This window comes from Mesorhizobium sp. M5C.F.Ca.IN.020.32.2.1 (assembly GCF_004023105.1).
Classification (GTDB): domain Bacteria; phylum Pseudomonadota; class Alphaproteobacteria; order Rhizobiales; family Rhizobiaceae; genus Mesorhizobium; species Mesorhizobium wenxiniae.
Window position 1 is genome coordinate 1 of the sequence record NZ_RZSX01000112.1, and the last position, 10,685, is coordinate 10,685.

Genomic DNA, 10,685 nt, shown 5'->3' on the forward strand with positions numbered 1-10,685 from the left:
TGTTCATCCTGCCTGCCCCGATCTTCTTCGGCCTGACCGTACGCGGCCTCGGCTTCCTCCCCTCGATCTTCCTGACGGCGCTGATCGCATCGTTTGCCAGCGGTCGCATGAGGCCGCTGACCGCGCTCGTGCTCTCCGCTTGCCTGACGCTGTTTGCGTTCCTCGTCTTCAGTTACGCGCTCGGCCTGCCGTTCCGGCGCTTCGGCCCGTGGCTGCAGTTTTGAGGAGATGAATATGGAACTCCTCGACAACCTCGCGCTCGGCTTTTCGACAGCCACGTCGCTGGCAAACCTCGGCTTCTGCCTGATCGGCGTCCTTCTCGGCACGCTGATCGGCGTCCTGCCCGGCATCGGTGCCACCGCCACCATCGCCATGCTGTTGCCGATCACCTTCCAGATCGGCGACCCGGTCTCCTCCCTGATCATGCTCGCCGGCATCTATTACGGCGCGCAATATGGCGGCTCGACCACCGCCATCCTCATCAACATGCCCGGCGAATCCTCGTCAGCCGTCACCGCAATCGACGGCTACCAGATGGCCAAGAACGGTCGCGCCGGGGCGGCGCTCGCCATCGCGGCGATAGGCTCGTTCTTCGCCGGCACGGTGTCGACCTTCCTCGTCGCCATCTTTGCCCCGCCGCTGACGGCGATCGCGCTGGAATTCGGCGCAGCCGAATATTTTTCGCTGATGATCGTCGGCCTTGTCTCGTCCGTCGCGCTCGCCCACGGCTCGATCGTCAAGGCGCTGGCGATGGTAGTGCTCGGCCTGCTGCTCGGCATTGTCGGCACCGACATCTACACCGGCACGCCGCGCTTCACGCTTGGCATCCGAGAATATGCCGACGGGCTGAATTTCGTCGCGGTGGCGGTCGGCGTCTTCGGCGTTGCCGAAATCCTGCGCAACCTTGAAAACGAGCACGAGCGCTCCGTGATGATCCGAAGTGTCTCCGGCCTGATGCCGACCCGCGAGGACTTTCGCCGCATGGCCGCGCCCATCGTGCGCGGAACGACCATCGGTTCGGCGCTCGGCATCCTGCCGGGAGGCGGCGCGATCCTTGCAGCCTTTGCCTCCTACACGGTCGAAAAACGTATATCGAAAAACCCCGGGGAATTCGGTAAGGGCGCCGTCGAAGGCGTCGCCGGACCGGAATCGGCCAACAATGCCGGCGCGCAGACCTCCTTCATCCCGATGCTGACGCTCGGCATTCCGGCCAACCCGGTCATGGCGCTGATGATCGGCGCGATGATCATCCAGGGCATCGTGCCCGGCCCCAATGTCGCGATCGAACAGCCGGCGCTGTTTTGGGGCATCATCGCCTCGATGTGGATCGGCAATCTGATGCTGATCATCTTGAACCTGCCGCTGATCGGGCTTTGGGTAAAACTCCTGACGATCCCCTATTACGTGCTCTTCCCGATCATCATGGCGTTCTGCTCGATCGGCGTTTACAGCGTCAACACCAACATCTACGACCTCTACGCCGTCGCCTTCTTCGGTTTGCTTGGCTACCTCCTGACCAAGCTGCGCTGCGAACCCGCGCCGCTGCTGCTCGGCTTCGTGCTCGGGCCGCTGCTCGAGGAAAACCTGCGCCGCGCCATGATTCTCGCGCGCGGCGACCCGAGCACCTTCGTGACGAGGCCGATCAGCGCCGGCCTGCTCTTCATCGCGCTCGCCGTGCTCGTCATCGTCTTCCTGCCGGCGGTCAAGAAGAAGCGCGAAGAGGTGTTCGTGGAGGAGAATTAGCGAGAGTCACGCGGCCGCTTCTCCACGGCCGCGGCCGCCGATGCGGGTGCCGGTTTCCGAATCGAACAGGAAGACCGCAGTGTCATGGAATGTGATCCCGATCGGCTCATCCATATCGTAATGCGCCGATTTATCGGCCTTGACCGTTACGGTGGCCCCACCGAATTGGCAGGTGATCAAGGTATGATCGCCCATCAGTTCCACGGCATAGACCCGCGCCGCGATCTTGCCCTCCGATGCGCCCGTGACCCGGCAATCCTCGGGCCGGAGGCCGGCAGTGACGTTTTTCCGGCTTTCGGCAACGCTGGTCGCAAATCGCCCTTCTGCGCAGGCGAACGCACCTTGGACCAGCTCGCCCTGGAGAAAATTCATCGGCGGCGAGCCGATGAAGCCGGCGACGAACAGGTTCGCCGGATCGTCGTAGATCTGTCGGGGCGTCGCGATCTGCTGCACGACACCCCGGTTCATGATGGCAACACGGTGAGCCAAGGTCATGGCCTCGATCTGATCGTGGGTGACGTATATCGTCGTCACGCCCAGATCTGCCTGCAGGCGCTTCAGCTCCGAGCGCATGTGGCCGCGCAGCTTGGCGTCGAGATTGGAGAGCGGCTCGTCCATCAGGAAGACGCTCGGCCGCCGCACCATGGCGCGGGCGAGCGCGATGCGCTGCCGCTGACCGCCGGAAAGCTGCCGTGGATAGCGGTCGAGAAACTCCTCCAGGTGGACTTTTACTGCAGCGCTGCGGACGGAGGCGTCGCGTTCGGTTCGTGGTACGCCCCGCAGCTTCAGCGGATATGCGATGTTCTCCGCGACCGTCATGTGCGGATAGAGCGCGTAAGACTGGAACACCATCGCCACGTCGCGATACTTGGGCAGTACGTGGGTTACGTCGCGGTCGCCGATGAGGACGCGGCCGGAACTCACTGATTCAAGCCCGGCGACCATGCGCAGCGCCGTCGTCTTGCCGCAGCCCGACGGGCCGAGCAGCACCAGGAACTCGCCGTCCTCGATCTCCAGGTCGAGCCCTTTGACCACCTCGACCACGCCGAAGGATTTGTAGATATCGGACAGGGTGACCCGCATATCGACTAGCCCTTCACTGCGCCGACCAGCAGCCCGCGCGCGATGTGCTTCTGCAGGATGGTGGAGATGACGATCACGGGGGCGATCATCACGGTGATCAACACCGACATGTTCCACCATTGCGGACCGCGGGTCGTATTCTGTGCCGATACCAGCACCGGCATGGTCTGCGCATCGGCATTGGAGAGGAAGAGGGCCAGCAGATACTCGTTCCAGGCAAGGATCAGTACCAGCAGGAAAGTCGCGACCAAGCCGGATCGCACCAGCGGCAGCGCGATGGTGAAGAACACGCGAAACTTGGAGGCTCCGTCTATCTGTGCGCTCTCCTCAAGGTCGAGCGGGATGCCGGCGAAGAAATCGCGCGTCAGCCACACGACGATCGGCAGGTTGATGGCGGTGTAGGTGGCGATCAGCGCCACCTGCGTGTCGAGCAGGCGCATCTGCTGGAACATCACATAGATCGGCAATACGGCGACGATCGGCGGCATGATACGGTTCGAGATCATCCAGAACTCAATGTCGTTATTGCCGACCGCAAGCTTCGTGCGTCCAACGAGCGTGAACAGCGCAATGATGAAGAGAGCGGCCGCCACGGCAATGGCGATCTCCCACCGCACGCCGAAAGTGGCCACTGCCACGATGATTGCGGTGAGCAGGATCAGGAAGATTGCAACGGCGGCGAGTTTCACCTGGAAGCGGATACGCACGAGCGCGTAGGCCGCCAGCGAGCCGATCAGGACTGCGAGCAGCGTGCTGGCCACCGCGACGATGACGGAATTCATATAAGGGCGCAGTGTGTAATTCTGCACGAGCATGAAATCCCATGCCTGCAGCGAGGGGGCAAAGTCGACGAACGGGAGATAGAACGGCCCGTTATCGACCTCCCCGGGCCCCTTGAAGGAGGTGATCAGCACCCAGTAGAGAGGAACCACCACAACGTGCGTCCACAGGAACAGCAGCGCATAGGTCACGATCTTGGCGACCGGCGCCTGGCTGTCGATCGAGGCCGGCTCGAACAGCCGGCGCGCCAGTGAGCGGGGCTCGGTGTTCATGCTTCGAACCGGCGCGCCGGCCGGACCACGAAGTTGAAGAACGAGACGCATACGATGGTCGAGATGAACAGGAGCATGTAGCCGACAGCGGCCGAGCCGCCAAGATCCTGGGTGCGCCAGGATATGAAGGAATGGAGCGTCATCGATTCCGTTGCCAGGCCAGGGCCGCCGCCGGTGAGCACGTTCGGCAGGTCGATGATCTTGAAGGCCTCGATCAGCCGGATCAGCACGACGGTAGCGGCAATCGGCGCGATCGCTGGCCAGGTAATGTCGCGAAAAATCTGGAAGCCGTTGGCTCCGTCGAGCCGCGCCGCCTCGACCTGATCGCGCGGCTGGTTCTCAATGGCCGCCAGCAGCACGATGAACATGAACGGCGTCCACTGCCAGGTGTCGCCGACCAACACCATGAGTCGCGCCGACCAGGCCTCTGTTGCCCACGACCACTCGCTGATGCCGAAAGCGCGCACGAGCGGGGCGAAGGGCCCCTTCTGCATGTCTGCGAGCATGCGAAACGTGTAGGCGATGCCGACCGGCGTTACCATCAGCGGGATGAAGAAGAGGACACGAAAGAAATTCCGGCCGCGGATCGGCTGGCCGCAGAGGAGCGCGAGGCCCAGCCCCAGTGCGAATTGCACGGATACGCCGACGAACACGTAGAGAAGCGTGTTGACGACGGTCCCCGGCACGCCGCCCGGCGCCATGATGGCCAGCGCAAGTACCGCCAGGCCCATAGCCGTTGCCGTCGCGAGAAGGCGACCAACCATGCCGGCGATCGTCGGCCTGCCACGCCGGAGATAGCGGGCGAGAAGAAAAAGCAGCCCTGCCGCGATCAACGCCAGCAAAACGGATTGTACAAAACCGAAGGTGCCGAACTTGCCGAGCAGGTGATACTGCTGCGAGCCGACCAGCAGCTTGCGGAAGTTCACAAGTCCGATGAATTTCAGCGTAAATCCGCCCGGCGCGAGCGCAAAGCGCGAAAGCGCGAGATAGGCCGAGATGATGAGTGGAAAAATCGCGAAGCAGAGGAGCACGACGACGGCTGGCAACACCATGATCCGGCCCGAGTGACCGTCCAGCCATTCGGCCCAGCTGCGGCGGTCGGCAGCTCCTGGCATAGTGTCGGTTGCGGTCATCATAACCCGGGAAAGTGGGGCAGGCATAAGACCCGGCGCGGACCGATGCCACGCCGGGTCGATTGCTTGGCTGCCTATTTGGCGCCGATGGTGGCCTTGTAAAGTTTGAGCTGCTCGTCTTTGCCAATCTCTTCGTTCAGCTCATTCCAGCCTTCCTCGACCGCGGCGACTGTCGCTTCCTTATCGATTTCGCCGGCGAGGAAGCGCGAGACCGCCTCGTCCAGCACGACCTGCTGATACTTCTGATTTTGTGGGATGCGCAGGTCGAGGATCATGTTCGGGCTGCTCATGCTGCTGTTGATCGCGCCCAGGTACACTTTTGCCTCCTCCTCGCTCATGCCGGCCTTCTTCCAAAGGTCGCTGTAGCTTAGCTGCGAGGTGCGATACGGGTTGAAGCCGGTGCCGCCGACGGTCACGTCGGCGTTCGACTGTGCCGGCTGCGTCATGAACGAAAAGTAGGCGTAGGCGGCGTCCTTTACCTTTGGATCGGCCGCCGCGTTGATGCCGCCGCCCCAGCCGCCAAAGGCGGCGAATGGTGCATGGTTCACGCCGTCGATCGCGTGCGGGCAGTTTTCGGCCGTGCAGGCCTCTAGCTTGCCGGTGTCCCAGTTCAGGACCTGCTTGGATCCAGGCATGATCGCCGCGCCCCATTTGCCCATCACCTTGGACTGGGCAGGGTCGATCGAGATCGTGCCTACATCACCCCAGTCGAGGTTCAGAGCGCAGCGGCCGGAAGCGAAGAGCGGCCTTGTGTCGCTGACATCGAGGTTTAGCTCGTCCGGCGGGCCGTATTTGGTCGATTCAGACAGGAAGTCGAGCGCCTTGCGGAAGGCGTCGTTGTTGACGAGCGGCGTCATGTCCTTGGTGTTGAAGAAGGTGCCCTGGCTGGTTCCCTTGGACTGGGTCATCGAGCCGACCACATCGGTGACGAACCAGTAGCTCTGCGCGTTGCGCTTCTTGGCGATGCACGAGCCGAAATCCGGCGTGCCATCGCCGCTCATATCCTTGCCATGCGTTGCCTTGGCGACTTCGAGATACTCGTCCCAGGTTTTCGGCACTGCCAGGCCGGCCGCTTCCAGCACGTCCTTGCGGTAGTACATCATATGGAAGTCGCCATCGAGCGTGATCATGTAGGTCTTGCCGCTGTACTTCTCGGAGAAGTCCCGGAAGAACGCGCCCACATCCTCCTGCTGGATGTCCTTGTCGGCCTCGACCCGCGGCGTCAGGTCCTCGAGGTAGCCGCCGGCGATGTAGTCGACCATCCATTGCGGGGCGAACACGCCGGCGTCGACCGAGTTGGTGCCGCTCGCCCAGTCGGTGAGGATCTTTTGATAAAGATCCGAGAAGGGCACCGCGATGACATTGATCTTGGCGCCGGTGAGCGCTTCGAACTCGGGCGCGCGCCTCTGTAGAGGCTCCTGAATCGCACCGGTCTGCGTAATAACGTTCACGGTAACTCCCGCAAACGGCTTGTCCTGCGCGAAGGCAGGTGCGCCAACAAGCGCAGAAAAGGCCGAAAAGCCGGCCAAAAAGGCCCCAATTCTCATCAGACTTCCTCCCATATTGACCGGGACTTGTTCCTGCGAACCAGCTGCCGGTATCTCCGTCGGTTGCCGCCGCCAGAGCACGGCACCAACGCTCCTCAAGTACAATATCGGCATCACACAGCGAGTCCAGTGCCATGCCGTAACGGAAGATGAGCTACCTCGGGGCTTCCGGGCTGAGGCATATCGCCCTAAAGCGCGCAGCGGTTTGAGCGCGGCGCCGCCAGGAGACCGCTCGATCTTGCCTGAGAAAATCCCACCCGGTCGACAATCCCGTCACCGGTGCTCGCACCGTCGGCACGGGCGTCACTGCAAGTTGGTGTGGCGGGACAACATCAGCTTGTGCGCGTCTGGTATCTGCTGCGCCAAGCCGAACACAACGCTGTCGAGCAGGATGAAGCAGGATTGCTCGAACAGGCTGCCGCCAAACTGTTTCGATTCCTCGATGGGTATATGCAGCGTGACGTCGGCAATGCCGGCCAAGGTCCCCGCTGGCTTATGCGTCAGCGTAACGATCTTGGCGCTTTCAGCCTTGGCGATGCGGGCAAAGCCTGTACTGACCGGTGTCTCTCCAGAGCCGGAGATGATCAGCAGCGCATCGCCCTTGCGGATCGACGGCGCCGATACCTCACTGACGAAATGCACCGTTCGGCCAAGGTGCATGAAGCGCATCGCGCCCATCTGCGCGACAAGGCCGGAACGCCCCTGCCCGGAAAAGAACCATCGCTGACCGGGATCATCGAACGCCTGCACCAGTCTTGCAAAGGCGTCGACGTCGATCCGGCCAAGAAGGTCGGTTATCTCCTGTCCCACGGCCAGCCACGGCCTGGATTGGGCAATCTGTCGCGAATCCATCGTGCTACCTCTTTCGGGCTTGCGGATTCTGTAATGGCACTGCCAACCACGAGGATTTCGGGTTCGACTGCGATCACCGCCTCCAGCGTGTCGGGGCCGATCCCGCCGGCGAGCGAAACCAGGAAGCCGCGATCGTGCATCTTTCTCACAATATGGGACGTGGAGGTGTTGCCCGCCAGCCGCGCATCTGTTGGCGAGTGGACCGCGACATAGCCGAAGCTTTCGGGGAAGACAGCATTCAAGGGAAGCAATTCTGCCTCGCCCGACTCGGTGATGGTATCGACGATGACCGTCGCGCCGAAGGCGGCGGCACGTTTTCCTATTGCTTCGTGGGTGGCGGACGAAGCACACGACAGGACCGTCATGAACGCGGCACCGGCGCCGAATACCATATCAGCCTCGAGCTGGCCGCCATCGACGGTCTTGGTATCAGCCAACACCATGATTTCAGGGCAGAGTTCGCGCGCCGTGGTAATGGCAGAGAGGCCAAAGCGTTTCAGCAACGGCGTGCCGATCTCGATAATGTCGGCGAACGCCTTCATCTGCCGGAGCAGGGCCAGGTGTTCAGGCTTGTCGAAGGCGACTTGGAGAAGCAAGGCGGTTCTCTCGGATTGCTTAAGAAAGCGGGGGCGGCATGACGACAACGCCCAATTCACTGTCGTGTGCTTCGTAGTCGAAATCTGCCATAATCCAGCAACCTCCAAGCTGGTCTGCATAGGGAGAGCAAATCGTACCCTGCAAAGCAAGTGTGGTTCTTGTCGAAAAGCAGGAGGTGCAGTCCAGATCAGCGCCGATGCCAACAGTAACGCGATATGAGGTAGTCCTTTGACAAGATTGTTTGAGCCCATTGGATGCAAGGTCGATCTGTCGACTGGTGCGATGGGAAATGCGACCGGCAGCTACCAAAAACGCTTCTGCGATCTGGACGGGCTCTACGCGGACCCCGCTGCCTTCGAAGCAATGCGCGCGACGTGGGGCGAGCGCATCGTCTACGAGGTCTCCGAGTTCCGACCGACCGAGCAGTCGGGCGATCTGATTTTCGGCGTCACGCGCATGGCGCCCGGAAAAGTCGGCGACGAGTATTTCATGACACGCGGTCACATCCACAACCAGGCCGACCGGCCCGAGATCTACCATGGCCAGAAGGGGCACGGCCTCATGCTGATGGAATCGCCGGAGGGCGAAATCCGGATCCTGTCCGTCGATGCGCAGACCGTCTGTTACGTCCCCCCTTTCTGGATCCACCGCTCGATCAATGTCGGGGAAGACGATCTGGTGATGCTGTTCTGCTATCCGGCCGATTCAGGGCAGGACTACGAGATCATCGCAAAATCGGGAGGCATGCGCTCGCGCGTGGTCGCCGACGATGGAGGCTGGAAGGAAGTCGACAACCCGGATTGGCGACCGCGTGACGCGAAGCTGATCTCCGCCCTCTATGGGCAACAATCCCGCACGGTGCCGGCATGAAGGCTCCCTTCGAGATCGCTGCTTCACTTCGCACTGCTGCGGCTGTGCTGCGCGCGAGGGAAATCCGGGAGATCGGCAAATGAGTCGCTATCGGCCGGCTACCCGGCCGACACTCTATTTTATCGGTGTCACGACAACGAGCAGTTCGATCATGCGGGTTTTCCCTGCATGGGCGCGCCACCTCGGGCTGAAGGATGCGGTTCTCAAGGGCATCGACTTTCCGCTTCATGCCGATCCGGAGGCCTACCGTGAGGTCGTCTCCTTCATAAACTCCGACCCGCTGTCGCTTGGCGCGCTCGTCACCACGCACAAGATCGATCTCTTCAACGCAGCGCGCGACCTGTTCGACGTGATCGATCCGCACGCTCGCCTGATGCACGAGACCAGCTGCCTGTCGAAGCGGGGCGGCAAACTCATCTGCCATGCCAAGGATCCGATCTCTTCGGGCCTTGCGATAGATGGTTTCGTCCCGGCGGGATACTTCGCAGACACCGGCGCGGAAGTCCTGTCCATGGGCGCCGGCGGATCGACGATTGCGATCACCTGGCACCTGATGCGCAAGGAACGTGGCGCCGACGTACCTTCGCGCATCGTTGTCACCAACCGTTCGCAGCCGCGCCTCGACGAAATCGAGCGTATCCACGGAGAGATGATGTCGACGGTCGAGATCGAGTATGTCCTGGCAGACAGACCCGAGATCAATGATGAGACGTTGGCGGCGCTGAAACCAGGCTCGCTGGTGATCAACGCGACCGGACTTGGCAAGGACGCCGCAGGCTCGCCGATCACTGATGACGGCGTGTTCCCCCAGCGCGGCATTGCCTGGGATCTCAACTATCGCGGTGACCTGATCTTCCTTGACCAGGCAAGGCGGCAGCAGGCCCGACAGCAGTTGCAGATCGAGGACGGTTGGACATATTTCCTGCATGGTTGGACGCAGGTGATCGCAGAGGTCTTCGACATCGCGATCCCGGTGTCGGGGCCGGATTTCGAAAAGATTTCGCGCATCGCCATCGAAGCGGCGAAAGGCTAATGCCATGGAACGCATTCTCGTCACGCCGCGCTTGCTCTGACCGATAGACAGAGGATCACATGCTTGCCCATCTCAGGAATCTGCCGAAATGAGCGGCGAGCTTTTCCTTGCCATCGACGTCGGCACCGGCAGCGTCCGCGCCGCTCTGATCGATGTCACCGGCAATATCCTCGAACTTGCGTCGCGAGAGCACGACCAGATCGTGCCGGAGTTCGGCCGGGCCGAACAGCGGCCGGTCGATTGGTGGGAGGGTGCGCGAGCGAGCGTCAAGATGGTGCTGGACCGCCTCCATGGCGCCCGCGAACGCATCTCCGCCATCTGCGTCTGCGGGCAGATGCACGGGCTGGTCCTGCTCGATGCGCACGGAGCGCTGACGCGCGAGACGGCGCCGCTCTGGAACGACAAGCGCACCATCGATCTCGTACGTCGCTTCGAGGAAGCGAATGAGCCGGACAGCTACCTGCCCGAAAGCGGCAACACGCCGACCCCCGCATGGCCGGGTTTCAAACTGCAATGGGTCCGAGACAACGATCCCGCCGCATACGCCCGCAGCGCAGTCGCCATCATGCCGAAGGATTACATCAACTACCGGCTGACCGGCGAGATTGCCATGGATACTGGCGATGGGTCCTGCAGCTTCCTGATGAACCCAGAGCGGCTCGACTGGTCGCCGGTGATGATCGAGCGCATGGGTCTGGATGCCGCCAAGTTGCCGCCAATTCGCAACCCGCTGGATGTCGTCGGCCACGTCACCGAACAGGCGGCGCGTGAGACC

At 62.0% G+C, this 10,685-nt stretch carries 11 protein-coding genes; 5 read left to right on the forward strand and 6 right to left on the reverse strand.

Annotated features, from left to right (window positions below; genetic code table 11):
- Both EOA86_RS08275 and EOA86_RS08280 read left to right on the forward strand, forming a co-directional pair.
- Nucleotides 1–224: tripartite tricarboxylate transporter TctB family protein (locus EOA86_RS08275; RefSeq protein WP_206629974.1), on the forward strand; the 224-nt coding region annotated here is incomplete at its 5' end.
- 10 nt (nucleotides 225–234) lie between these two features.
- Nucleotides 235–1,743 (forward strand): tripartite tricarboxylate transporter permease, encoded by a 1,509-nt coding sequence (locus EOA86_RS08280; protein WP_127209407.1) that lies wholly within the window; start codon nucleotides 235–237, stop codon nucleotides 1,741–1,743.
- A 6-nt stretch (nucleotides 1,744–1,749) separates the two neighbouring features.
- Here the strand turns inward: EOA86_RS08280 and EOA86_RS08285 are convergent, their stop codons facing one another.
- The 6 genes from EOA86_RS08285 to EOA86_RS08310 form a co-directional block, all read right to left on the reverse strand.
- Nucleotides 1,750–2,826 (reverse strand): ABC transporter ATP-binding protein, encoded by a 1,077-nt coding sequence (locus EOA86_RS08285; protein WP_127209406.1) that lies wholly within the window; start codon nucleotides 2,824–2,826, stop codon nucleotides 1,750–1,752.
- Between the two features lie 5 nt (nucleotides 2,827–2,831).
- Entirely contained in the window at nucleotides 2,832–3,878 is a 1,047-nt protein-coding gene (locus tag EOA86_RS08290; RefSeq protein WP_128341195.1) for a carbohydrate ABC transporter permease, read from the reverse strand.
- Nucleotides 3,875–5,014 carry a sugar ABC transporter permease gene (locus EOA86_RS08295; RefSeq protein WP_206629975.1) on the reverse strand — a complete coding sequence of 380 codons (1,140 nt, stop codon included), beginning with the start codon at nucleotides 5,012–5,014 and terminating at the stop codon, nucleotides 3,875–3,877. The genes EOA86_RS08290 and EOA86_RS08295 overlap by 4 nt, the downstream gene beginning before the upstream one ends.
- A gap of 71 nt (nucleotides 5,015–5,085) precedes the next feature.
- A complete protein-coding gene (locus tag EOA86_RS08300) occupies nucleotides 5,086–6,558 on the reverse strand; it encodes an extracellular solute-binding protein (RefSeq protein WP_128341196.1) in 1,473 nt (490 codons plus the stop codon).
- Between the two features lie 303 nt (nucleotides 6,559–6,861).
- Complete coding sequence (locus EOA86_RS08305) at nucleotides 6,862–7,410, reverse strand: SIS domain-containing protein (RefSeq protein ID WP_127209402.1); 549 nt, start codon at nucleotides 7,408–7,410, stop codon at nucleotides 6,862–6,864.
- Entirely contained in the window at nucleotides 7,353–8,006 is a 654-nt protein-coding gene (locus tag EOA86_RS08310) for an orotidine 5'-phosphate decarboxylase / HUMPS family protein (RefSeq protein WP_164891623.1), read from the reverse strand. The genes EOA86_RS08305 and EOA86_RS08310 overlap by 58 nt, the downstream gene beginning before the upstream one ends.
- A gap of 229 nt (nucleotides 8,007–8,235) precedes the next feature.
- On the opposite strand from EOA86_RS08310, the gene EOA86_RS08315 reads away from it, so the two are divergent.
- The 3 genes from EOA86_RS08315 to EOA86_RS08325 all read left to right on the forward strand — a co-directional run.
- The gene (locus EOA86_RS08315) at nucleotides 8,236–8,877 is read left to right on the forward strand and encodes a glucose-6-phosphate isomerase (RefSeq protein WP_128341198.1); all 642 of its coding nucleotides are present in this window, start codon (nucleotides 8,236–8,238) and stop codon (nucleotides 8,875–8,877) included.
- Between the two features lie 79 nt (nucleotides 8,878–8,956).
- Nucleotides 8,957–9,910: a shikimate dehydrogenase gene (locus tag EOA86_RS08320; RefSeq protein ID WP_127209399.1), complete on the forward strand. Its 954-nt coding sequence runs from the start codon at nucleotides 8,957–8,959 to the stop codon at nucleotides 9,908–9,910.
- A gap of 88 nt (nucleotides 9,911–9,998) precedes the next feature.
- Nucleotides 9,999–10,685, forward strand: a 687-nt coding sequence (locus tag EOA86_RS08325; RefSeq protein ID WP_245497172.1) for an FGGY family carbohydrate kinase, incomplete at its 3' end; no start/stop codon positions are given.